The sequence below is a fragment of the Nitrospira sp. genome (assembly GCA_029194665.1).
In the GTDB taxonomy this organism is placed as follows: Bacteria; Nitrospirota; Nitrospiria; order Nitrospirales; family Nitrospiraceae; genus Nitrospira_D.
Window position 1 is genome coordinate 278675 of the sequence record JARFXO010000002.1, and the last position, 24562, is coordinate 303236.

The 24562-nt window shown below is 54.5% G+C and carries 16 protein-coding genes; 7 read left to right on the forward strand and 9 right to left on the reverse strand.

Translation table 11 applies throughout. The annotated features are described in order from the left end of the window. Nucleotides 1–50 precede the first annotated feature (50 nt). Together P0119_06980 and P0119_06985 are read left to right on the forward strand one after the other, a co-directional pair. Nucleotides 51–506 (forward strand): DUF1284 domain-containing protein, encoded by a 456-nt coding sequence (locus P0119_06980; protein MDF0665805.1) that lies wholly within the window; start codon nt 51–53, stop codon nt 504–506. Nucleotides 507–833: 327 nt separating this feature from the next. Then, a complete protein-coding gene (locus tag P0119_06985; protein ID MDF0665806.1) occupies nt 834–1142 on the forward strand; it encodes a hypothetical protein in 309 nt (102 codons plus the stop codon). Nucleotides 1143–1226: 84 nt separating this feature from the next. Here P0119_06985 and P0119_06990 read toward each other — a convergent pair whose 3' ends face one another. The 7 genes from P0119_06990 to P0119_07020 form a co-directional block, all read right to left on the reverse strand. Then, nucleotides 1227–2249: a hypothetical protein gene (locus P0119_06990; protein MDF0665807.1), complete on the reverse strand. Its 1023-nt coding sequence runs from the start codon at nt 2247–2249 to the stop codon at nt 1227–1229. A 14-nt stretch (nt 2250–2263) separates the two neighbouring features. Next, nucleotides 2264–2968, reverse strand: coding sequence for a toll/interleukin-1 receptor domain-containing protein (locus P0119_06995; GenBank protein ID MDF0665808.1), 705 nt, complete (start codon nt 2966–2968; stop codon nt 2264–2266). Between the two features lie 779 nt (nt 2969–3747). Beyond that, entirely contained in the window at nt 3748–6201 is a 2454-nt protein-coding gene (locus tag P0119_07000) for a hypothetical protein (GenBank protein ID MDF0665809.1), read from the reverse strand. Between the two features lie 76 nt (nt 6202–6277). Continuing rightward, nucleotides 6278–8461, reverse strand: a complete 2184-nt coding sequence (locus P0119_07005) for a PKD domain-containing protein (GenBank protein ID MDF0665810.1) — start codon at nt 8459–8461, stop codon at nt 6278–6280. Between the two features lie 44 nt (nt 8462–8505). Next, a complete protein-coding gene (locus P0119_07010; GenBank protein ID MDF0665811.1) occupies nt 8506–9855 on the reverse strand; it encodes an autotransporter outer membrane beta-barrel domain-containing protein in 1350 nt (449 codons plus the stop codon). Nucleotides 9856–10718: 863 nt separating this feature from the next. Beyond that, the gene (locus P0119_07015; GenBank protein ID MDF0665812.1) at nt 10719–12113 is read right to left on the reverse strand and encodes an autotransporter outer membrane beta-barrel domain-containing protein; all 1395 of its coding nucleotides are present in this window, start codon (nt 12111–12113) and stop codon (nt 10719–10721) included. A 290-nt stretch (nt 12114–12403) separates the two neighbouring features. Beyond that, on the reverse strand, nt 12404–14002 hold the full coding sequence (locus P0119_07020; protein ID MDF0665813.1) for a PLAT/LH2 domain-containing protein: 1599 nt from the start codon (nt 14000–14002) through the stop codon (nt 12404–12406). Nucleotides 14003–14748: 746 nt separating this feature from the next. On the opposite strand from P0119_07020, the gene P0119_07025 reads away from it, so the two are divergent. Both P0119_07025 and P0119_07030 read left to right on the forward strand, forming a co-directional pair. Then, nucleotides 14749–16773, forward strand: coding sequence for a caspase family protein (locus P0119_07025; GenBank protein MDF0665814.1), 2025 nt, complete (start codon nt 14749–14751; stop codon nt 16771–16773). Nucleotides 16774–17115: 342 nt separating this feature from the next. Further along, nucleotides 17116–17505 carry a hypothetical protein gene (locus tag P0119_07030; protein MDF0665815.1) on the forward strand — a complete coding sequence of 130 codons (390 nt, stop codon included), beginning with the start codon at nt 17116–17118 and terminating at the stop codon, nt 17503–17505. Between the two features lie 318 nt (nt 17506–17823). Here P0119_07030 and P0119_07035 read toward each other — a convergent pair whose 3' ends face one another. Next, nucleotides 17824–17991 (reverse strand): hypothetical protein, encoded by a 168-nt coding sequence (locus tag P0119_07035; GenBank protein MDF0665816.1) that lies wholly within the window; start codon nt 17989–17991, stop codon nt 17824–17826. Between the two features lie 479 nt (nt 17992–18470). On the opposite strand from P0119_07035, the gene P0119_07040 reads away from it, so the two are divergent. Both P0119_07040 and P0119_07045 read left to right on the forward strand, forming a co-directional pair. After that, on the forward strand, nt 18471–20381 hold the full coding sequence (locus P0119_07040; protein MDF0665817.1) for a C1 family peptidase: 1911 nt from the start codon (nt 18471–18473) through the stop codon (nt 20379–20381). Further along, nucleotides 20348–20728: a hypothetical protein gene (locus P0119_07045; GenBank protein MDF0665818.1), complete on the forward strand. Its 381-nt coding sequence runs from the start codon at nt 20348–20350 to the stop codon at nt 20726–20728. Before P0119_07040 ends, P0119_07045 begins: the two co-directional genes overlap by 34 nt. A 251-nt stretch (nt 20729–20979) precedes the next feature. Here the strand turns inward: P0119_07045 and P0119_07050 are convergent, their stop codons facing one another. Beyond that, complete coding sequence (locus P0119_07050) at nt 20980–23400, reverse strand: endonuclease MutS2 (protein ID MDF0665819.1); 2421 nt, start codon at nt 23398–23400, stop codon at nt 20980–20982. A 143-nt stretch (nt 23401–23543) separates the two neighbouring features. Here P0119_07050 and gap point away from each other — a divergent pair, with 143 nt between their 5' ends. Then, nucleotides 23544–24557, forward strand: a complete 1014-nt coding sequence (gap, locus tag P0119_07055) for a type I glyceraldehyde-3-phosphate dehydrogenase (GenBank protein ID MDF0665820.1) — start codon at nt 23544–23546, stop codon at nt 24555–24557. Nucleotides 24558–24562 lie beyond the last annotated feature (5 nt).

Genomic DNA, 24562 nt, shown 5'->3' on the forward strand with positions numbered 1-24562 from the left:
ATTTGCATCGTCTGGCTAGGCGGTGACACAATGGTGACGGAACTCCCGCGATGGCCGATCTGAAACTATACGCCTGGTCCTCCACTCCAATCCGTCTCCGGGGCCATACCCTCCTCTGTCTGCAAGGGTTTCGTGGGGAAGGCTACAGCCCTAGTTTTGTTGCCAACATGGCGGCGATTCATCAGACTTTGTGTGATCAGCCCGAGACCACTGTCCAAGTCGTGGCATCTCCCGATGCAGTGTGTGCCGCCTGCCCGCATCAACAAGAGTCCTCCGGTTGTACGCTCAACGGCGAGCCGTCGGAGGCGGCCATGATTGACCAGGATCGGGTCGTCCTTGAGAGGCTTGGTCTAAAAGCGGGGGAGCAGCTTGCTTGGCAAGAGATTCTCGCGCGGATCAGCACATCGATGAGCGGCGACGACCTGCCTTCCATCTGCGGCCGTTGCCGGTGGTTGCCGCTCGGCTATTGCCATGAGGGGATCGATCAGCTGCGCAGTTCCATCTGAACACGAAAACCCCACCCCATAGAGCCCAGGTGAGCCGTGGCGGTGTGACTCACATCCGACCGAATCCTGTCTTGTCAGAAAGCTCCTTCAGATCTACCCAGCCCGCATCTTTAGCAGGCTGCGAAAAACCCGATTTGTGTGCTTGGACAAGCCCGCCCTGAGTCAACCGAAGGGCTCAGCACGAACGGAAAATCTCACTAAGTTCAATGGTCACACCGTTCGTCCTGATGCTCTCGAAGGAGGACCGAACGGTTTTTCCGCAGCCTGATAGATCTTCGTTTCACCGAGAGCGGCGAGAGATGACGCGTTCATTCCGACGTTGTCACCGTGCCGACGTTGTGCGATCTTTTGGAGCCAGTTGACAAACGGTCCAAAATATTTTGCCGCGGCTACGACGTCTATAACCCGATCAAAGTTGGCTTCGGAACAACCAAGCGAGAGGCCAATACGATCGGCCTTACGGACAACCACGAACGGGAAAAATTACGCGAAGATGTGGAACGAATCGAAACCAGGTTCGACGTGAGTGAGCGGGCCAGCGGCAATCAGGACTATGCGCATGGGATCGAATTTCCGGAGAAGGATGCACTTGAAACACCCATGCGATACCGCATGACGAAGTACCACTTGTCTTGAGAAACACTCCTCTGCGGATTCGGAAGGTGGCTCATCTTAGTTTGCCAAAGCCGGTTCCTATCTGTACGGCATCTCCCCCTTTCTCTACCTCATCTGAACCAAAGTTTTGACCGCCTTCACCACCTCAGGAGTGACGATGCCTGCCACGGCCAGAAGATTGCGCATTTTGAGGTGGAATTGCCGCAGAGATTGATCTTGCCAAGTCCGTTGTTGCGCCGCGAGATAGGTGAAGTGCTTCACCCAGTTCGATGCCTGATCCGGAACAAGGCCTGTCAAGTCTTGAAACAGGTGCAAGGGCTGATGGCTGTCAGACATGAACAATGGCTTCAGGGTAGAAATCAGATATGGCCCCTGTTGATACATCGAATCGAGCTTGCTCAACAGAATTTGTGCCGCCGCATAATCATAGACGGCCAGCACCTTCTCCGCCCACTCTGAATCCGACCTACCAGGCATAGGGGTCTTCTTCACTGGAATGTACGTGGCGTTCAGCTCGGAATCCAGCTGTCGATCAAGGAACTCATCGCTCTCACGCATGATGCTCAAACAGGCCTCAAGGACTTTGAGATAGCGTGCCTTCTCTCCTTCATGTTGCGGCGGTGCACTAAAGAGGAGGTAGCTGTAGAGCCCATAACCCTGTTTTTCCCTTATCCTGGGCTTGAGAAATCCGCGAGCCGAAATCAGAGGCCCACGCGTTTGAACAGGTTCCGTGATAGTGACCCGCACCAAACACCGTCCCTTGCCCACACTCGGCGCATCGGCCGTGACAGTGGCGACAACGTTCTTATAGGGTTCACTCGGCTCGATAGTCACTGCGCTCAGGTCCCAGCGCACTTCGTTCCCCGTGCCCTGGATATGACCTTCAGTGACCTGCCACTGAACGGTGAGCGGCTGCGCTATTGATTGACCATCTGATGTACTCACCCATACATGCAATCGAACGTTTTCTCCCTGGACGATGACAGATCGCTCAGTAAGACAAATCACCTCCAGACCGTTGGTTTCATTGAAACCGGCATCTGCCGCAGCGTAGGCACTTTGGAAATCAGACAGGAGTGCCATCAACCACAGCGCGACAACAGCACACCAATATCCGACTCGCCTCATATCGTCTCATTTCCTCACTTGGCACGTCGGTGCCACAAGTATTTAGCGCCAAGTACCAGCCCGTAGAACAGCGGGAGCAAAACAACCGGTTCCCCGTTGGTAAACGGTGTGTTGGAGAGAAAGGCCAGGACGGCGGAAACGACCGTCAAGGCGGCCGCACTGCCAAGTGCCACAGGATCCGGCCTGAACCACGAGAACGATTTGAGTGACGGGTCGCCGACGCTCTTAGTGCCCTCCTCTGCACGGACATCAAAGCCACTGACCCTCTGGATGTTCTGAATCAAGACCTCCATATCCACCTTGCGCCGGGCTTGAGTGTCCCCAATTTTATACGCTTGTTGATCACACAACCGGCGCAGATCCGTGGGCAACTGATCAGTTCGAGGCATGGGCGCCTCATCGACCAGCACGGGAATCACGGTGACATCAGGCCGGCTCAACGCCAGAGCAACCTCCTGGTGATGGACATCGTCTGGAAGACTGATGCGTGGCCGGTTCTGCTCGTCCACAACGGTAAGCCATCGAGGACCGATCACGATCAACACGACAGCGCAGCGATCAAGCGCCTGATTGATCTGGTCTCGCCAGTTCCCTGCACGCAATGTATCCTTATCGAGGAAAACCTGTTTTTCGCCGAATACCTTCGCAAGACTCTCGCATAACAAAATCGCCCAGGCTTCAGTATCATCCTGCCGATAACTGATGAAGATTCCCGCCATACCCTGTACACTTCCCGGTCTGAACTGCAACGCAGCTGAGTTTCTCCCTGCGCACTCATGGTCGGATGCGTCCTAGAACGGATACAGCTGTCATGCAGCAGACGCGGTCTTACAATTGCACCCGTACCCCCAAGGTACCGGCGTAATTGTTAAGCTGATCGTTGCCAGCTATGGCCCGAAAATTCACAAACGGTTGCTAAAATCACCGTCTGCGTTCGCATAGTTCCCCAACATTCCGGCGACCACGTTCTTACTGAATCGATAGTCCATGCCGGCCCAAAGTCCCAGAATGGTCGATTTGTAGCCATCTTGGAATGTGGTGATGTCACGATTCAGAGACTCGACTCGACCGGTGGCAAAAAAACCGAGCCCCTTCCAGCAGCCCTAGCCGCACATTGCGAGACTCTCGATCGAGCTGCACGTGCAAGCGCCTTCACGGGTGATCCTCCATTGATCCCGGATTCTACAGTAGAGATGAGTTAGGGTGAAGCCCCGGTTCTCGGGAGCGCCGACCTGACGGTTGGCACGGGGGCATGCGTGGCGGCGCGAGGCTGCGATTCATGGCGTCCACTATTGACGACCGAGGTCACGTGAGGCCGGAACCGGAAGAGTGCGCATGCCAACCCTCCTGGCGAACAAGACAATGTGGCCGCCGATTCTACCTCAATTCAGATCAACTGCGGAATTCGGGATTAGTCCATCGCCCATCGGGCACTTGACCAACGTCCTATCTGAAAAACCTGTGTGAGCAATAATTCGCTCACCCAAGATATGAGTCATTACAGCTCTGGGTGTCGAGAAGGAGTTGAGCAGAACCCAAGTTGTTGGCCGGTCCCCGGGGAGGGGATTGAGAACAATGCCGTTGGTTGATCGGTGCCCTTCTTCAGCCAGAATCGCTCAAAAGCACTGAGAGCATTGGGCATCGCGTGGTTCATTTTTAAATCCGAACTTCCTCCGCAAACAGAGTGTGGTCCGCGAGGTGCAGAATTGCTCCCCCTCAGATAGTGAGCTGGAGGTCGCTCTAAGAACGAAATGCGTGGTGATCCAGTTCCTATTGGATCCGCTACTTGGTAGTTGGATGTGTGGCAAACTTGACAGCTTGGTGCAATCGCGGCAGCGTGTTTTTCTTCTGCCTGATAAGGTCCAGGGACGGAAGTTCCAGGCGTACCAGAACTATGGCAACTAGCACAAGTTACACCATTAAGGCTAGTCGGTTGAGTCGAATAAACAGAGGGAGCAGGATTCGTTTGCTCGTTATTCGTGTTTGTTGACGGATACCACCGTGTTGTTATGAGAGACTTGAGATCGGCAACGATTGGCTTCGTTGCTGCATTGTCAGGCACTGAAGCAAGCAGCTCATTCATCCGCCGAAGGGGGCTGAGTAGCGCCTTGCGCGACAGAGAAGAATCGCTAGTAGAAAAATAGAAATTTGCCACGTCGAATGGGAGGAAGTAGGAGCCGAGGTTGGCATGGCCTGACCCAGTCGGATTCGTTGGGCTGTAATCATCAGGAAATTTCCCGCCATAATTGTCACCGCCGTGGCAGGCGACGCAAGTGCCTGGCATAAATTTCTCTCGCCGACCGTCAAGACTGACCGACAGCAGCAGCTTCCCTGAGGGCCCAAATGTATAAAACCGCACCCCTCTTGCTTCTGAATAGTCCATGGCTACACAGACAACCTTGCCGATTCCGCGGCGAGCATTATCGATCGCAAGGTTGATATCCGGTTGAGTTTCATCACCGATGCGCGTAGGAGCTCCGAGTGGATCGTTCACATTCTGGGGGCCTGGATAATTGCAGACATTGTAGGCCAATGTACCATCCTGAAGTTTAATGCCTTGCATGTCTCTCGTCAGATTGAGATCCTGCTTATTAACGTAGATAGCTTTGAATTCTGGCTCTGCCGGATTTCCGTTGTGAAAGGGAGAGAGATTAACCGTCTTCTTCCATTGATCCAACGTGAGTTGTTCACTGGTGGGAAAGCCATCCTCGTCGCAACCTTGTACAGCTCCAATCTTGTGATAGTAGGCACAGGCCCCTTTGCGGGTATCAATGCCCTTGTAGGTTAGAAACACATCATCGCCTGGTGCGAGGTCCATTTCTGGGAGTAGGGTTGTAGGTTTGGGAAGATCGGGGCGACTCTTATCTGCGCCGCCTAGCGCGACAGTCATTTTCGAAATAATGGGTCTGTTATTGGGTGTGGCCGGATCGGATGAGGCATCGATGATAATTGGGAGCGTAATTATATCTCCAGAAACAGGGACGGTCAGATTCACGATCTTGTCAGGCGCCTGTTCGCAGCGCACGAGTAGTCGGGCATTGGGGAACCCTTCAAACTGACCCTGACTTCGAGTGATGAAAAAGTCTCCATAATGGTTCACAGGGACAACTTCACTCAAGGATTGGTTGGATGTGTTTAACAGTTCCACTGTTGCAGACCGTGGTCCCGTTAGCGAGTTTGGCTGAGTTGAGTTGGTAAAGAACTCGTTTCTAATACCACATAGCGACCCATCGGCAAGCGAGACGTGACCAGCAATACGAAGCGCACCACCAGGGACAACAACTCTGACGTAGGATTCGGCACTGGGACTAGTCGGCAAAGAGTTCCGTGTCACTGAAAATGGGAATGTCCCCTGTATTCCTCCAGGGAGTGAATAGGTGGCACTGTATGAACCAAAGGGAAGATTTGGAATGAAAAACTCCCCCTTCAGATCCGTGGTGGCTGTAACGCTCGTGCTATTCCCTGCAACTGAAATTGACACTCCTGGTAGGTATACATTGCGTGAGGTTGCGGTGCGATGATAGTACAAGGTGCCCCATGCGAATCCAGTGGTGGGGGGGATGTTCGTGGGAGGCGTAAAGTTGAAAGGTGTTTCTGATGCCACATCCGCAAAGGTTAAGGCTGCAGCGCGACTCTCAGTATAGCCACCCTTATCGTCCGAGACTAAGACATAGGCAAACTGCAGCCCCGATCCTCGCGGCACCACCCACGTGGTATTGGGGGCATCGACGTTATTGATCGTGCCTTCCGTCGCCGCCCAGCGGTAATGGAGTTGATCGCGATCTGGATCAGTCGCTTCAACGGAGACCTGCACGGTTGTGCCGATTGGTGTGGGAGGATTGCCAGAAGAGGTGGGTGAGTTTTCGGAATTACCGGAGCCACAAGAAGTCATAACGAAAGCGGTAAGAAAAAGTCGCGTAACAGATTTGATACTTGCGCTCCCGTTCTTCATTGATTTCTCCCCTCCAACAAACTTTGTAAACCACAGTTAGGCCGAAAGACCGATGCTCACTCCCAGCGGAGATAGATTAAGGACAATTTGGGAGCTTTGAATTCAGAAATTGTCGCAGCGCGCTGATTTGGCTTGTTAAGCCGGGATCAGTTAAGGTTGTCTTCCCACCTGTATGGTTAAGATCAATTACTCGGTTCTTGATCCTTCGTTCATCATAGTCCGTCTTGCTAAGGTCATGGCCCGATGCATTATTGCCCGGGCCGTGACAAGCCGTGCACTTGGGCCCTGTGTTACCTAGAAATGTTTTTGCGGGCATGCCTTCCAACCCAGACTCATTAAAAATTGTTTCGCCAGTGCGATTGGGCTCGGGCGTAAACTGTATTTTTTTCGTGTCGGTTGACCCGAAGTTATCCGTGACGACCAACGTCACTTTATACTCGTGCGGTTTATCAGCCTTGAATGAGGTCGTAGAAGAATCAGTTCTGGCTAAGACAGAATTGCTCCCATCCGGTCGTGTGAGTGTCCATGAGTAAGAAGCCACAGTGCCGTCAGAGTCTTCGCTTGATGTTCCCCTCAGCTCGACAGTGCTGCAAACATTCGGTGGATCGGGTGATACCTTAATCCTTGCAGTCGGTTTATTATTGGCCGTGATTGTTGTAGTAGCAGAACTGATCGTGTTTGGCGTGGTGGAGGTGTCTCTCACGGTCAGCTTGACGATATAGTTCCCCGACTTATCCGTCGTGAATTCGTTACTTTGGTTAGTGCTGTCAGGCGACGGATCTTTAAGAACCGAATGGCTTCCACTGGGCTTACTAGTGAGTTCCCAGGTATATCGAAGCGCTGCGTCGGTGCTGCTGGGCGACAACGATACTTTCACTGTAGTAGGCACTCCAGGTTTTGATGGATCTGGGTCGATTGCGATCGTGCGGCCTTCTTTTACAGTGATGTTAAAGGGTCGGACGCTCTTATTCTTTGCCGGCGATTGATCAGTTACTTCAAGTTCAAGACTGTAGGTTGTGCCACCGGGTTCTGCGGTATCAGCCTTGAATGTAGCCATCTCATCCGTAGGGTTGTTGAGCACGGCTCCAGTTGAAGGATTGGTAATCCTCCAGCGATAGTCCAGAGGTTTAACGCCGCTGCCACCCCCATCCAATTGAATAGGCGTGTTCACTGGAATTGTTGCTGTGTCGCAAGGGTCCAATGTGCAGGTGAATAAGGAGGTGGGAGGGTTAGTCAAAAGTGAGGCTTTGATCGCTGCCAATGGACCAAGAATTATTGAGACTGTATCGCTATGAAAATTTGGCTGAGGCCCAGGGTGGTTGGTTTCTGTTACCGTGAGTTGAGCCACATAAGTTGCTGCAACGTTCATTGATGGCGAAAAAGAACTTTTAGGCTTATCCGGATTGCGCAAGGCTGGAGTGCCAGTATTTGGGGAATTGAACGTCCATGCATAAGCTAATTCGCCACCTGATGGGTTCGTATGGCTATGACTGCCATCGAGAAAGATAGTTTCCGTATTGAGCGGAAAATACAACACAGAAGATGTCGTGCTTGCCACTGCAGTCGGGGAGGGCTTGTTTGAGGCGGTGACTATCATAGCAGCAGGCGTGCTGTCGTTGGTGCCATCGTTGACTACTAATCTGATCTCGTAGGTTCCGTCCACGTCAGGGGTAAATGAAGGCGCGACAGTCGTATGGTCCAAAAGCGCTGCCTTGCTACCGCCCGGCACACCAGAGAAGCTCCAATTGAAGGTTAATGAGTTATTGTCGGGATCGCGGCTTCCGCTTCCATTCAACACCACGGGTAGTCCAACAAATGCAGATCGTTCCGCCCCCGCGTTTGCGACGGGAGGAGGGTTCGTTCCGGACGCGATGACAAGCACGGCAGCCGGTGCGCTTACCAAGCTCGCGTTTTGCGCATCACTGACGATGAGCGTGGCTTCGTATGTCCCCTCGACATCGACGGTCAAGGTCGGATTGACGATGTTTGGGTCGCTCAAGGTCGCTTTGCTGTTTGCCGGTTTTTCCAGTGTCCAGGAGTAGGTCAGGCCTGTCTGATTGGCATTGGTGCTCTTGCTGCCGTCGAGTCTGACAAAGGTGCCAATGTAGACACTCTGATGCGGCTCCGCGTGTGCGACGACGATAGGTGTGGTGCTTGACGATGTCGTGACCGGCGGCTGATTTTCGCCGACGCCGCAGGCAGACAGGATCATGAAACAGATGAAGAGACAGGTAGGGAGGGTCGAATGGGTAACGCTCATGGCGGCACCCCTTTCTGTGGAATGCGTGTTACACGCCTTCGTCGTTACAGTTCGATCCGCACCCCAAACGTGCCGATGTAGTTGTCGAACTGGCCGTTACCCACCATGGCCCGGAAATTGACAAACGGCTGCCAGCCATTGCGCAGCACGGCGACCAGTCCGGTTCCCACATAGCCGTAGTTGCGAACGGGCACGTCGTTCTGAAACGCGAATCTGGTCGGCGTGGCGCGAAGATCTTCCGTGAATTGCACGTCGATCAACCGTTGGGAATTGGCGAATTCATGAAAGTAGTCGGCGTTGACTTGGTGAACGAGAACGCCGAACGGTACGGAATAAATTGTCGATCCTTGAATGCCCACGGTGCTCTGCAATGAGTGGATCAGCTGGTCGTTGTACTGGAGGCCGATTCCGCCCCCGCCGGTTTCGGCATAGGCGCCGATATGGGTCTGGCTGTAGTTGACGCCGACTCGCGGGCCAACGACAAATCGGCCGATCGGATGGTCATATCCCGCCAGCGCACCGAGGTTCAGGACGTTGCTGTTGGAATCACTCGCTGCGATGGAGTTGACGAAGCGATCGGCGCCGACAGCCACGGAGCTCACTTGCGCGGTCGCCAGTCGATCTATCGAATAATCGTTGCGGGTGTAGCCGGCTGTACCTTGAATGAATGTCCGGTCGGTGGGGATCAGTTGGACGAATCCCAAGACCCCGTAAGAATTCGTGTTGAACGTCCCGCCCCCTTGGAAGTCTCCATCGGTATTGGAAAAACTCCCGACGAGCCCGCTCACAAGCTTCTTGCTGAACCGGTAATCCAGTCCGGCGGAGAAACCCAGGATCCGAGATTTGAATCCGTCTTGAAAGGTGGTGACATCCCGATTCAGTGACTCGGCCAGTCCCGAGGCAAACAGGCCAAGCCCATTCCATCGGCCAGGACTGCCGGTCATGAAGCTTAGCGGCGACCCTGCATTCGCGTTCGTGGCCGCATAGAACGGGGAGGCGATGCTGACGTCGCGCAGGGTGCCGAGCGACATCAGGCCCAATGGATTGAACAACATGGCGGTTGGTCGGCCGGTGCCGTCCTTCCCTTCCTGTTTCAAATCCTCAAACCGGCCAAACAACGTCCGGTTCAAGATCGAAGCGGGAGCCCCTTGGACTGATGCCGCACCACCACCCGTCGAAACGACGCCAGTTGTCTGCGGTACATCGCAGAGGGCTGCCAGGTCTGGACCAAGCCCCGTCAGATTGGGTGTGGGAAATCCTCCCGTACCGAGGCCGGCACAGTTGTTGGCGAGCAGGGCATCGACTTGTTGATTGAGGACCTGCGCGGATGCCTCTGACGGGGAAACCATCGCGATCAGAAAGAGCCCGAGCAACGCCTTCTTGCCGGTCGACAAGGAGTTCTTTATCCTGTGGCTCCTCGACGAGTCTCTGACCTGGGACAGGCTGTTCAGGGAATGAGTGGAGTGAGCTTGCCCAAGCACCATAGGCATCACCATTGAGGGCGAGGACTTTACAAGTTCAGTCCTGCTAGGCCAATCACCAGTGAGGATGAGTCCATTCGGATCTATGAATAAGGTCTCATGGCCCTACTCACCATTTCGCATGGGCCTAAATGCGGCTTCCCAGGCTAACGTGTCACCACCCTGTCGCTAACCATCTCAATTACCCATGTAGCATGCTAAGCAAGAGCGATGCTTAGTGGTGCGGTTAAGGTTGCGAGGACTCATCACTCGGTTTCTTGGGTTTCAGCACTACTGCGCAGGACGAACGGAAGACGGAACACGAGATCCTGATCAGCTAGTATCTAAATAGATTCACGTTATGTATCTAAACCGATACGCTCTGCCCCGTCTCTGGACGATGAAACCTTTGCCAAGTAGAAGTTCCGCCTGGGCCGACTACCTATCTCCGATGTAATGGCCAGATCGCGTGGGTCAGAGGAATTAGAGAGAGGACGATTTGACGGCTTGATTTCTCTACGTAGAGACCGTAGCCTTGGCTCACATGCTTCCGCCGCAGGCCACGTTCATGTTTTGCACACGACCTCGCTCTTCTGCAGTGATCTGCAGCAAGAACTGCCGTTTTCCCGACAGCTGATTACGGGCCCTGCAGGGCGACCTCGGAACATGGAAACCACGTGTAAAACCATTCCTTTCTCATGCTTCATAGCGGCAGCTCTCATGGCCGTGCTCTCGGCCTGTATCGCAGGTGGCTGAACTAGCCATTCACCTAATTACTGCCTATTCATCAGCGGCGCCTATAACGCTCGCCGCAACCCAAATGTGCCGGCGTAATTGTTGAACTGTTCGTTTCCGACCATCGCTCGGAAATTTCCGAACAATTGCCACCCATTCGGCAAGACCATGACGAGGCCGGTGCCGAGATTAAAATAGTTTCGAACGGGCACATCGGTTTGGAATGTGAACTTGGTCGGAGCCCCGGGAAAGCCCATAGTCCCTCGCAAGTCCTGCGCGAATTGAACATTAATGAAGCGCTGGTTGTTGGCAAACTCATGGATGTAGTCCGCATTAAACTGTGGAACCAGAACAGCGAAACTGGTACTGAAAGCAGCTGATCCCTGGACCCCGAGGACACTCTGCAGAGAGTTGATCCATTGATCGTTGTACTTGAGTTCGATTCCTGTGCTGCCGTTTTCGGTGTAGCCGCCAATGTGGGTATTGCTGTAGGTCACCCCCGCGCGTGGACCAATGGTGAATCGGCCAATCGGATGGTCGTACCCAGTCAAGAGTCCGAGGGTGAGGAGGTTGCCATTGGAGTTGCTTGACGCATCGCCAGCGACACAATTCATGCTTGTAGGGCTACATGGGTCCGTGCCGATTCTGGCCGTGGCCAGTCGAGAGATCAGATAATTATTTCGTGTATAACCACCGCTCACCTGCATGAACGTCCGGTCCGTCGGCAGATAGGAGGCGAACAAGAGGCCCCCATAGGAATTCGTGCTGAAATTACCGCCGCTGCTGAAGTTTCCATCGCTGTTGGAATAGCTGAAGGCCAGCCCGGCAACGAGTTTTCTGCTGAACCGATAGTCTGCTCCGCCTGAGAAGCCAAAGATTGTGGATTTAAACCCATCCTGAAAGGTCGTAATGTCACGGTTGAGGGATTCGACCAGGCCGCTGGCAAACAATCCTAACCCATTCCAACGCCTCTGGCTGCTACTGGTGAATGTCGCAGCTGACCCACCGTCGGCTGTCGTGGCAGCATAAAACGGAGATGACAGGGATGAGGTGCCTGCAGATCCGGACAATAGCGAGCCAAAGGGGTTGAGCCTCATGGAGGAGGATCGTGTCTGTGTTTGGCCTTCCTCTTCGTCAGTCTCATCCAACCGTTGGAGCAGCAATCTGTTCAAAATCGATGCAGCAGAGCCCTGGAAAGAAGCAGCTCCACCGCCGCCTGTAATAGCGCCCTCGGACGCGCCGACTTGATTGTCGCAGATCTTTGCCAGGTTTCTCCCGAGCTCAGTCGTAATCGGATTCCCATTCCCATCCAAGGGAAGACCAAGACCGGCGCATTTCGCATCGAGCAGAGAATTGACCTTGTCGTTGAGGACCTGTGCCGGTGCTTTGGATGGAAGAATCGCGATCAGGAGAAGTACGAGACACCCATTCTTGCCAATCGACAAGGTGTTCTTCATTGTCATACCTCCTCGGCAAGTGTGTGATGTGGGCCTGGCTATTCACTGTCTAGCTGGAATGAGTTCGGCGAAGCACCATAGTCATCTCTAACAGGCTGCGGAAAAACCCTCCGTTCCTCCTTCGAGAGCCTCAGGACGAACGGAGCGGGCATTGAATTTACTCAGGTTTTCCGTTCGTGCTGAGCCGGTCGAAGCACACAAATCGAGTTTTTCCGCAGCCTGCTAAGTGTCTCTCCTTGATGGGGGCGAAAACTATACCTAGCGCCAGATTGACCTCTACCACAAACCTGTCATGACAGGTCCGGACCTCGCCGAATCGCATCCAAGTCTCGATCCGAAACTGTTTGAACGGCACCCCAGTTTAGGCCGAGACGATTAAACACCTCCTGGCTCGTAATCCATCTTCGTTCACAGCTCTGCATTAAAAAGACGGCTGGTCCGGCCCCCTTCAACAAGGTCCCGTCCGCCCTTGAAGGAAAGTCCTGCCCTCGTGGAATCGAATTCAAGTCGGCATCCGTGATCGTTTGAATGGCATTCCAATCCAATTCTCTGCAATTAAAAGTTTGGGGATCAGGAATCCACCTACGCTCTCCAGCTTCAATCAGATAGACTGCGGCGCCACTCCCTTTGATGAGAAGGCCGTCGTTAAGCTTGGCTGGCTGTGGTTCGGCCATGAGGTGTCGGTCGGTTCGACCGTCGGGTGAGTCAACCGCAAGCCATTGTCCACATGGAAAGAGCCATGTTTGGTTAGTGGTTTGGTTACGGACAAGAATTCGGTCGAGAAACCATCCAGGGGTGTCTCCCTTATTATCGTGACGGATGTGCAGTACCTTCAGCTCGCCAAGGTCCCTTGTTTTCCACTCAAATCGATCAGTCTGGCCTCGTTGAAAGTTGTCGCGGGGATTATCGAGCTCATACTCGCTAGCCCCCTTCGATCCAGAGACCCTTATGTAGACACCAGCATTGGTTCCGGCACCTTCAACATCACCAGTTACAACCGTAATCTCATAGGTGGTTAGCTTCGTGTCCGGAAGTAGTTCCACGCTAGTACCCTGAACCGAATTTAGCCAACGGTGGCATGGGAAGAGCCATGATTGACCTGTTGTTTGATTCTGCACGGTAACGGTATCAAGATACCACTCGGGGCTTTCCCCCCCACTGTCGTGTGAAACTCTAACCTTCTGCAAATCACCTAAGTCCTTCATGTCAGGGCGCGAAACCGGAGGTGAAACAAACGTATCGGTTTTGCCTCGCTCAAAATTGTTGGAGGGATTGTCAAGCTCAAACTGTCCACTGTTCCCGTATTCTCCGAAGAGAATGATATACACAGTGGCATCAGTCCCAGCGCCTTCCAATTGACCTGTGACAACTCTGATTTCATAAGGGGTAAGCTTCGCCGGATCCTCCGCCACACACTTCCACATAATGTTAATATTGCGTTGGACCACGGCTGGAAAGTTCAGGCGTCCTCCATGATCCGTGATGTTCGTGATGAACTTGGCAAGGCTATTGGCAACCTCGGCGGCTACTTTAGCAGCTGCTGCATACTTCGCTTGGCCGGCGGCTACTACGGCTTTTTCCACTAAGACAGGGTCGAACCGGGGTATGTCCGCGAACTTCATCGTAGCCGATGCGTCTACGATTTCCCCTTCGCTATCAAATTTCACCGTTAGTAGACAATGGTCATCCTGGCCCAAGCCCACCCAATCACCCCCGCGGATATGGTCGATTTTCGTCGAGACAAGCAGTCCTCCTTCCGGCGTGTTACTCACCGACGGTTTGTAAGTACGATAGTCACTCCCGGCGTCTTGGTACTGAGCAGCCCTACCGCTCTGATCGTCCCACCCTCCGAGCTCTTCACCCATTCGAAGTTGATCGAGTGCCGGCATATGGTCCTCCTCCCAGGAGTGGATCGCCAATAATTACACCGCTTTTTTGAATGGTAATCCCTCACTGGTTCTTGTGCTGAGTTGGTTTGCCGGACGCTTTTGCAGTGGCGGCAGCGCCCGGATTGCATCTGCTTTGACAATCTCGTGTGGTCGCCATTAACCCTGTCAGTCCCAAAGTTGTCGAACTATTCAGCTAGGGAGTAGCGGCAAGTTGAGCGCCATAAATCGCCACTCAGGCTAACGCGTCAGCGATTCGGCTCGTAAACATCGCAAGCACCTATGCTCTACAATAATAAGCAAGAGCAATGCTAGGTAGTTTCCTCATATTTCATGATCCCATCACTCGGTTTCTTAGGTTTTGGAGATACTGAGCATGACGAGCGGAAGACGAACGTTGAAATGCCCAAACGCGTAGTATCTAAATAGATTCAACTTATGTATCTAAACTGATACGCCTCACAGGTCTCTGGGCGATGAAACCTTTATGAAGTAGAAGGTCGCCTGAGTTGACTACCTGAGCGGAGATCCCAGATGGAACGGCCAGATCGCGTGGGGCAGAGCAATTGAAGAGAGGACGACTTAGCGGCTTGATTTCTCTACGTAGAGACCGTAGCCTTGGCTCACATGCTTCCGACGCAGGCCACGTCCATTTTTTGCACGCGACCTCGTTCTCCTGCGATTACCTGCAGCAAGAACTGCCGTTTTGCCGACAACTGATTACGGGCTCGGCGGGGCGACCTCACACCATGGAAACCACGTGGAAAAATATTCCTTCCTCGTGCCACAAAGCGGCAACTCTCATGGTCGTGCTCTCGGCCTGTGCCTCCGATCCGCCGTCAGCCGATACGGTGAAGGCGATCAATGCACCGGGCGGACCGGAATCCTACGAGATTGTTGATTGTCTGTTACCAGGGCAAATCCGCCAGCTCGGTACACAGGTGATCTACGTCACTGAGCGGCGCCCTGTTCGCACAACCGCGGAAGATTGTGCCATCCGTGGGGGCGAATACGTCGCGAGAGATCGGGCAGACTATGGGACATCTCTAAAAATCTGGCTGAATGAGGCTCAAAAAGGGTCTGCAGAAGCTCAGTATTATGTCGGAACGCTGTACGAAAGGGGTGCAGGCGGACAACCTGATTATCAGCGAGCGGCGGACTGGTACCGCAAGGCCGCTGAGCAGGGGGAAAAACGAGCGGCAGTTAGCCTTGGCCGGCTGTACGAACAGGGCTTGGGTGTGCCGAAAGATCCGGAGCAAGCCTTCACGTGGTTCGCGAAAGCGTCCGGTTTGGACGACGCCTCGCTATCCCTCCTCACCAACCAACATCTCCCCAACGCCCAAGCCTCGACACGCATCCGCGAACTGGAGCAGGCGCTCGCTACGAAAAATCAGGAAGTTATCCGGCAAAACAGTCAACTTCAGGAATTACAACGATTCGCAGAAACCGATCGGCGAAAGAGCCAGGATGCCGATCGACGGTACCAAGCGGCGCGCGCAGAGCTGGACCAACTTCACGGGAGACCTGACCAGTCCGAAGCCATCGCCAAAGCCGATGCCAAGGTCAAGCAGTTCCAGGAGGAAATGGACCGAGCAAAGAGAGAACTCGACGCCAGGAATACAGACATCGTGCAACTTCAGCAGAAGATTGCCTCACTCGAAACCAACTCCATTGATCTTGGCTTTGATGGGCCCACGTTGGAGATTATCGACCCGCCACTCGCCAAGACCCGTAGCAAAGAGGAGCTGGCGATTCTCATCAACACCGGTTCCCAGCGTTCAGTCACAGGTCGCGTGCTGGCACCAGCCGGACTCCGGTCGCTGATGGTGAATGGAGAGAAGAAGAAGGTTAACGAAGACGGGGTGTTCACGGCGACCTTCGGAGCCCTTCAATCAGCCGGCGATGAATGGGTCCTCCAGGTTCTCGCCGTGGATACTCAAAACAAGCGTGCCTCACTGAAACTCGTCCTCAAAGCCACAGGTACGATACGGCCCGATCCCCAGGTGCCCAGGCAGGATCTGTCAGCATTCGGGCACTACCATGCCCTTGCCATTGGGAATAACGATTACAAGCACTGGAAGAAGTTGGAGAATGGAATTTCTGATGCCACTGCCGTCGCCAAGACGTTGACAGAGCGCTATGGTTTCCACGTCACGATCATCAAAGACTCGACACGCTCAGATATCATGAATGCGCTCAATGAGTACCGGAAAACCCTCACCGAAAACGACAATCTGCTGATTTATTACGCCGGCCACGGACATCTTGAACAAGACATCGATCGAGGGTACTGGATTCCCGTTAATGCCGAGATCGACAACAATTCCGAATGGGTGAATCTCTCCGACGTAATCGACCTTCTACAACTTATCTCTGCAAAACAGGTGATGGTGGTGGCGGATTCCTGCTTTAGCGGAAAATTGACGAGGAGTTCATTGGCGCAGTTAAAACCGGGCTTGACTGCCCAGGCACGATTAGACATCTTGAAAAAGCTTGCGAAACGGCGGGTGCGTACTGCTATGACCTCGGGTGGAGTCAACCCGGTCCTGGATGCGGGGGGCAGCGGACATTCGGTTTTTGCCGAGGCCTTTCTTGGAGTGCTGGAGGAGAACGACGCCGTTCTGGAGGCCGAACGATTGTTTTTGGCCATCCGCTCCCGCGTTGTCAGCACGTCACAACAAATGCACACGGAGCAAGTTCCCACGTACGATCCTATCCACATGGCTGGGCACGAAAGTATCGGTGATTTTATCTTCGTCCCGCAGGCACTCTGAAAACATCCCCTCCACAGAGAGCTGTTGAGCTGTCATCCCCTGGCAACGAACCGGACGGAAGCAACGGAAAGGAGGATGACCAAACGCATACCCAAAACAATCTCGTGATCGGTGCACACCTCTCCTAAAAGCTCATTGCTATTTCGTCATCATCTTCTCTTTGATCCCCTCAGTAATAGGCGTGACTGAACCGCCTCCTCCACCAACTCGGCCTGTCGCAATAAAGCTCATACCGCTAAGCGCTTGAATACAAAACCAACCTGGTCACCGCAGACGCTTCAATAAGGCCTGCTACACTTCTCAGTGACACTGAACGCTCAACTTTCAACACAAGGAGCGATCATGATCAGTCGGAAGCATGCTTCCGCCATAAACATTCCCTCAAAACTTTGCGATAAACCGATCACGATCCGAGCGGGGCGATCTCATGACATAGCCATCTCATGCAAAAGGATTCTCGTCTCTTCCTTTATGGCAGTGACGCTTCTGGTTGGACTGTCGGCCTGCGCTTCGGACTCCTCGTCAGTCGCTTCGGAGACCCCGGGAGCCGAGGTGATCAATGTACCGGATGGACCGAAATCCAACGAAACGGTTGATTGCCTGTTGCCTGGACAAGTCCGCCAGCTCGGCACGCAAATGACCTATGTCTCTGAACGGCGCTCCATTCGCACGACCAAAGAAGATTGCACCATCCGCGGCGGGGAAGAGGTCATGGGAAAGCAGCTAAACTGAGAAACGTCCCTGAATGTCTGACTAAGCACTCGGCGCTGACACCCGACCGGTCCTGCACCACCAAGCTCTAATCGATATCTTCCCTCAAAGACCACGTCCCGTATCACATCTCCGGTATAAGGAATTGGGAGCCACATGTTTCGACCAGCGTGATCGAGAGCACGCCCCACTCCGGCACGTCAAACAGTTGGAGCGCTTGGACCATCGGGATGTCCACGAACCAGTCTCCGAAGAGACAGCGGCGGCATTCTCAAAGCAGGCTCTAGGACTGACTAGCTGAAAGAGTGTCATCACTACGTAATTGATGTTCCGTGTCGCTCAACAGTCCCTCATCCCTCTTGCGAGACCGCCCCTTATGACCACAGTCTTCGCCAACAGATCCGTATAGAGAAGCTTGAGCAAATCGTTCTCGGACTGCAATTCTCTCAGGCGTTTCGTGTCGGATGCCTTCACGCACTCCGTTTCGATGATTTTCAAGGTACGCATAACGGACCTCCTGGATAAAGATGAGTCGTGACGTGGGCTGTCACAGACTGATACTCAACGGTGCTGCAAACTTGATTCCAGGATTGGGATGTGGCCAGAACGCGCCAAGTGTGCCAAATGTTCAGATGCTCGAATTCTATGCGTATCCAGTCAGATACTGTGGTGAATCAGAAAGGATACTTCAAAAGAATGCCTGAAGTGCAACGGAGTCAACAGCCGGAACCAATAGAACACGTAGAACACTGCAATCCACATGATTCGCTTGTTCTGCGAGAAGCAAGATAAGTATTTACGCCTTGCTACCGGATTTGACCTCCGTGCAAAAGCTTTCCTCTATACCTACTCGCGCAATGGCGCGCTTTTTGCTCACACACCTCAGTTATTGAAGTAGGGCCGCTTCCGCTGCGATCCCCGCCGCACCAAGGCAGACGTATGCGAGGCGGTGAATGGGCACCAACAGCGTGAAGGAGGACGTCACCATGGGACTCACATTTCGTGAATTGCGCGAGGCAATCGCCAGCGAGGCACTCACCTGGCAGCCTCTGCCTGAGGCGCCAGACGTTGACCAGATTCCGATCAGAGGTTTGGGCGGCGACGTCACGGGTTTGAAAAAGCCGGAGGCCGTCCAAGCGATCGATTTCAAGGAACTCCTTGGAGTGGGCACAAACCCTCGCCTTGCAATTCGTCGGCTTGAACGTGGGTTTATTAGACGAGAAACCCTCGAAGAACGATTTCGGAAGAGTGAACTGCTGCGGATGGGACTTGCCGACCTTGCCGAATCTCTCGATCGCACTCAACCGCCTGAGGGCGGTGCAGCAACGTCGGTTGATTGGCGCAATCGATGGGGAATCAATTTCATTACGACCGTTCGTGATCAGAATCCCTGTAACGCCTGCTGGGCCTTCGCCGGTGTGGCTCTCGTTGAAGCCATGGTGCGTATCGAAGATTCGCTGTGGACAAGGTTGTCCGAGGGCGACGTCCACGGTGGCATCGGTGCCCAATGCGGCGATTACGGCAACATCGGTAATGTGTCGAACTTCTTTGCCAACAACGGATTTGCCGACCCGGGATGCTTCCCCTGGGCGACCAACAATCCACCGTACCAACCGACTCCCGACCGCAACGGCAGGACTGTGCGAGGGCCGGCCTTTCAGTGGGTCGGCAGCTTCCAGCAGGTCAAGGATTGGATCGATACTGTCGGTCCGCTCATCACCTGGCTGGAAGTGTACAATGATTTCTTCGGCTATGGTTCGGGAGTCTACCGCCGCAGCACTGCGCCCTCTAACACCTTGGCTGGGACCCACTTCATGTTGGTAGTGGGCTATAGCGACTCTCTCCAAGCTTGGCTCTGCAAGAACTCTTGGGGGACCAGCTGGGGGATGAGCGGTTACTGCTGGGTTGCTTATGGAGATTCAGGAATTGATCAATATGCCAAAGCCGGAGTGAGAAACGTCAACCCAGATCCCTGGACCAAGCGCCGTCTCCATAACGGAAATCTGTACGAGAGCGGCAATGGAGCCATGAACCGGAATCTTGAAGTCATGGGCTCGAACGGCAGCCGGATTCAGCATCGTTGGCGCGAGGGAGGACCGCCATGGACGTGGGGCGCAGGCAAGAGTTTCGCCACGGACGCGGCAGTCTGTCCCACCTTCACCGGTACGACGTTCAATCGCAACATGGAATTGGTTTACTTGACCACTGGTGGGCGACTCCACCATTGGTGGGGCCCCGGTGGCGGGAGCGGGCCGTGGAATGACGGCGGGATCTTTGGACCTGGCGATTGTCGCGGAGTCCCCGGTTTCATGCAAGGCGATTACGGGGCTCCAGGAAACTTCGAAGTCGTAGTCTTAGTAGGCGGCGGTCAACTTCAGCACCTATGGCGCAATGGCGCAGGATGGCACAACGGCGTTCGATTCGGAAGCGGTTTAGCCTATTCGGGCGCAACCCTGATTCAAGGAAGCTATGGATCCCCCCACGGAAACCTCGAGTGCGTAGCAGTCAGATCTGATGGTACGATGCAACACTTCTGGCGGCATGAAGCGACGGGCATCTGGAATACCGGTGCGGTGTTCGGCGCCGCAGTAGCAAGCCCACCGGTGATGATCCAGGGACAATATGGAATGCAGAATGAGAGCGGACCTCATGGAAATTTTGAATTGTGTGTGGCAGTCGGCGGACAAGTGCAGCATTGGTGGCGCTGGAACGGGGGAGACATGCAGTGGCGTCACAGTGCAACCTTCGGCCATAATGTGCTGGCGGTTGCAGGTATGTGTGAGGGGCAGTGGGGTATGAATCTGGAAGTCATCGCACTTCGGCGCGATCTTCAGTTGCAACATTACTGGCGCGATGGAGCCGGATGGCACGACGGCCCAGTCATCGGTCCGGCATGAGTGCTGAACACACGGTCCAAGAACAGTTTCGCCCTGGGTTTCCGAGCCGACTGAACATGGTGGTCGGCTCGGAAAGTCGCTTTCCCCTGGAATCACGAGCCGGGTCAGGTTATGTCTGGCAAGTCTCTTATCTTGCAGGTGACCAAGAAGCAGCACTTCTCAGAATTGAATCGGGTCCTGCTCCTGAGCAAGGCACAAGACCAAGTAATCTACCGCCGCCGACACAACTGGTGATAAGCGGTCGACATGCCGGCACGGCCAGATGGAGAGTTCGACTCCTCCGACCATGGATGCCCGATCATCCGTTGGTAGACCAAGTCATCGAAGTGTTCGTCGGTGAGGGATGACTTCCTAGCCATTTAGAACCCTTCCGTACGACCTTCGCCCTGGATTTCCGCTGCCCGAGCGAGAGAGTCCGTCCGCATTCTGTATCGGCTGGACTTGTCCAGCATTGTGCGCCACAACCCAAACCTCGCGTCACGAGGTGATGGCGACTCTGGTTCCACTTGTGCCTTAGACGTCAATTTTTCACAGACGCATCAGTCATCCTGATCCGCCAGAGACTTTCCTCTGGAGCTTGTGACCAAATACCCGTGGCCTATGTTTGCTGCAATTTCGCCACCGTCACACCATCCCCGCCTTCGGCTCGATCTCCTGGGCGAAACTCGGCTACATAAGGCGACTCTTTGAGATACTCGCGCAGGACGGATTTGAGACGACCGGTTCCATGCCCATGGATGATGCGGAGGTACGGAGCGCCATGAAGAGTCGCCCGATCCAATGCCGCGACGACCTGATCGAGCGCCTCATCAGCCGCTTGCCCTCGCACGTCCACCACCGTCTGTTCGTCGAGTCCAAGCCCTCCACCAGTTGGAAACCGGCGGGCATTTTCCGACGGTGCAGCGGATACCTCGGAAGCCGATTCGCCCGCCAGACCGACGAGATTCGAGACAGTCGCCAGTACTTCTCCTTCTCCAACTTTAACCCGCACGCGTTTCTTCCCTTGAGGCGTTTCCAATAAACTCCCCGTCATGCCCAAACCGGCTATTTCCACCGTATCGCCGATACCAAGTTGCTCAAGCGGAATCGACTTGCCGGCCGGAGCAAGCTCCTGCCTAGTTTGCGTCTCCAACTCATGCAACCGCTGTTTCGTCTCCTTGGCCTTGATGAGCTTCTGCTCGCGCTTCAAGGAGTCAACGGTGGCCTGCACTTCCGCCCGAGCCCGTTGAAACTGCTCGCCGATTTTCTTCTTGAGCCCTCGTCGAGCTTCCTGTTCCGTTTCCTGCAGTTGCGCCCGAAGGACTTGTGCTTCTCGGGCCGCTTGTTCGGCCTCTTGCCTGGCTCGCTGAGCCTTCTCGGTATCCTCAATCAGTTGGCGTTGCTTCCGCTGCAAATCAGCCATCAACTCATCGAGCCGTTGGCCATCGCGATGAAGTCGCTTCCGCGCCTCGCCCAATATACTTTCGTCCATACCGAGGCGGCCCGCGATCTCCAAGGCGGACGAGCCGCCTGGGATCCCGATGAATAATCGGTAGGTAGGCGCCAACTGCTCCACGTCGAATTCCACGCTGGCATTCGCAAAGCCAGAGGTCGTCTGCGCGAGCTCTTTGAGCGCACCGTAATGCGTGGTCGCCACCACTTTCATGTTCAATTCAGCTAGACGACAGAGCAGTGCCTCTGCCAAAGCCGCCCCTTCTTGCGGATCGGTTGAAGTCACCGGCTCATCGAGAAGCACAAGCGAGCGGGGCGCGGAGCAGTCGTTTGATGTCGGTCGGGCGGCCCTCTCGGAAAGAATCCGGATCATATGGGTCATGTGGGCGGAAAAACTGGACAGATCGCGGCTCAAGTCCTGTGCATCGCCGATATCGGCGTACAGGTCGATAAACAGCGCCATCTCGGAGTCCGGAGTACAGGGAAGATGCAGTCCGCCCCGCACCATGAGCGCAAACAATCCGACGATCTTGAGCGTGACAGTCTTTCCTCCCGTATTCGGCCCGGAGATCACCAGGACACGGATCGTTTCATCCAGGTGAAGGTCGTTCGCGACAACCTGATCTTTCGCGATGAGCAGCAACGGATGCCGCGCCCGCTTGAGCATGATGCGGCCATCTTCATTCAATGCAACTGGGTTGCACTTCAACCGGCGACTCATCTCCGCCCTTGCTTTGATCACATCACATTCGGCCAACGCCCCCACCCCTTGGTCGATGTCTTCCGCTTTGGAGGCCACCAATCCGCTGAGTTCCCGCAAGATGCGATGCACCTCCCGCTCAATCCCCAGATCCGCCACCTTGATGGAATTGTTCAGTTCGACCAACTCCCGCGGCTCCAGAAAGATGGTTGCCCCGCTGGCCGACACATCGTGGACAATCCCGGGGATTCTTCCCCGCATATCCGCCTTCACCGGCACGACATAGCGTCCTTCTCGCTGGACAAAATACGACTCTTGAAGCACCTCTTCATAGCGTTTGGAATGGAGGATCTGCTCCAGACGCTGCCGCATCTCCTGTTTCAGCTCCTGAGCCTGGTGAGTCAGGCGTCGCAGATCCGGCGAAGCCGTGTCTTTCATAGAGCCGTCGGATTGGATCGCGCCCTCGATAGCCCTCAAGATTCCGCGCAAACTTCTAGTGGTGCTGTGCAGCGGAGACAAGACGTGGGCCAGGGCTTGAGTCTCATCTTTATGAGACTCGGCGTATCGCTCCACCTCTGCCATGAGGGCGAACACAACCGCACAGTCTCGCAACTCACCGGCCTCAAGCGTTCCTCCCTTCCGGGATCGAGTCAGCTGCTCACGAATATCGGGAAATGACAGCGTAGGCATCGGATCACTCCCGTCCAGCAAACCGGCCATCTCGGTCGTCTCTTGTTGGCGCAGGCGAGCATCCGCCAGATCGCTCGATAAGGAAAGCGACCGGCACTGAGCAGCTCCGATCGTCGACTGTGCATGTTGTGCGAGAAGGTCCAACAGCCGAGGCCACTCTAAGGCCTGTGCTGCATGTTCAGATAATGTCTCGTTCACGTGAGCCTCCTGGCCCGTCTGACTTCATTTTGGACGCTAACCAAGTGTCTTGACAAGGAGGAGAGCGCGTCGATAGTATCGCAGTTCGTGCTGTACCATCCGGGTGTCTTCAACCAATATATTTGCATGTAGAGGATTACGCTATGTCCATTCGTGTTGGAATCAATGGATTCGGACGTATCGGGCGCAATGTGCTGCGCGCCTCGATGGGCGACAAAGATCTGCAGATCGTCGCCGTCAACGATCTCACGGACGCCAAAACGCTCGCTTATCTCCTCAAGTACGACTCGGTGCACGGCACCCTTCCGGCAAGTGTGGAGGCCAAGGAAGACCACATCCTCGTGGATGGGAAACCTATTAAAGTGCTCGCGATCAAAGACCCAAAGGAATTACCCTGGAAGGCGCTGAACATCGACGTTGTCATCGAATCGACCGGTCGATTTACCGACCGGGAAGCGGCGGGCAAACACCTGTCTGCCGGAGCCAAGCACGTGATTATCTCGGCACCGGCGAAAGATCCCGATGTGACCATCGTACTCGGCGTGAACGACGACAAGTTCGACCCGAAATCGCATCATATTGTGTCCAACGCCTCCTGCACGACCAACTGCCTGGCGCCTGTTGCCAAAGTTTTGTTGGAAACGTTCGGTATCAAGCATGGAATTATGACCACGATCCATTCCTACACCAACGATCAGCAGCTGCTCGACCTTCCACATAAGGACCTTCGACGCGCCCGTGCAGCCGGCATGTCGATGATTCCCACCAGCACCGGCGCAGCCAAAGCGCTGCATCTCGTCATTCCTGAACTCAAGGGCAAGTTGGATGGACTGGCCATTCGGGTGCCGACGCCGAACGTGTCGCTGGTCGATCTCACTGTCGAAACCGAGAAGGATTGTGACGTAGCGTCCGTCAATGCCGCCTTCAAGAAGGCTGCGGATGGATCACTCAAGGGCATTCTCAAGTACTCTGAAGACCCCATCGTTTCGATCGATCAAAAAGGGGATGATCATTCGGCCACCGTCGATGCCCCGCTGACCAACGTCGTGGACAAGCGCCTCGTCAAAGTCACGGCTTGGTACGACAACGAGTGGGGTTATTCATGCCGAGTCCGCGACCTGGTCAAGGTGCTGGCTGGGAAATCCACCACTCACTGATGACC

Excerpts from the sequence above, each read along its gene's own strand:
- P0119_06980 (MDF0665805.1), top strand. The coding sequence starts at position 51 with ATGGCCGATCTGAAACTATACGCCTGGTCCTCCACTCCAATCCGTCTC.
- P0119_06990 (MDF0665807.1), bottom strand. The coding sequence starts at position 2,249 with ATGAGGCGAGTCGGATATTGGTGTGCTGTTGTCGCGCTGTGGTTGATG.
- P0119_06995 (MDF0665808.1), bottom strand. The coding sequence starts at position 2,968 with ATGGCGGGAATCTTCATCAGTTATCGGCAGGATGATACTGAAGCCTGG.
- P0119_07000 (MDF0665809.1), bottom strand. The coding sequence starts at position 6,201 with ATGAAGAACGGGAGCGCAAGTATCAAATCTGTTACGCGACTTTTTCTT.
- P0119_07005 (MDF0665810.1), bottom strand. The coding sequence starts at position 8,461 with ATGAGCGTTACCCATTCGACCCTCCCTACCTGTCTCTTCATCTGTTTC.
- P0119_07015 (MDF0665812.1), bottom strand. The coding sequence starts at position 12,113 with ATGAAGAACACCTTGTCGATTGGCAAGAATGGGTGTCTCGTACTTCTC.
- P0119_07020 (MDF0665813.1), bottom strand. The coding sequence starts at position 14,002 with ATGCCGGCACTCGATCAACTTCGAATGGGTGAAGAGCTCGGAGGGTGG.
- P0119_07025 (MDF0665814.1), top strand. The coding sequence starts at position 14,749 with ATGGAAACCACGTGGAAAAATATTCCTTCCTCGTGCCACAAAGCGGCA.
- P0119_07030 (MDF0665815.1), top strand. The coding sequence starts at position 17,116 with ATGATCAGTCGGAAGCATGCTTCCGCCATAAACATTCCCTCAAAACTT.
- P0119_07035 (MDF0665816.1), bottom strand. The coding sequence starts at position 17,991 with ATGCGTACCTTGAAAATCATCGAAACGGAGTGCGTGAAGGCATCCGAC.
- P0119_07040 (MDF0665817.1), top strand. The coding sequence starts at position 18,471 with ATGGGACTCACATTTCGTGAATTGCGCGAGGCAATCGCCAGCGAGGCA.
- P0119_07045 (MDF0665818.1), top strand. The coding sequence starts at position 20,348 with ATGGCACGACGGCCCAGTCATCGGTCCGGCATGAGTGCTGAACACACG.
- gap (MDF0665820.1), top strand. The coding sequence starts at position 23,544 with ATGTCCATTCGTGTTGGAATCAATGGATTCGGACGTATCGGGCGCAAT.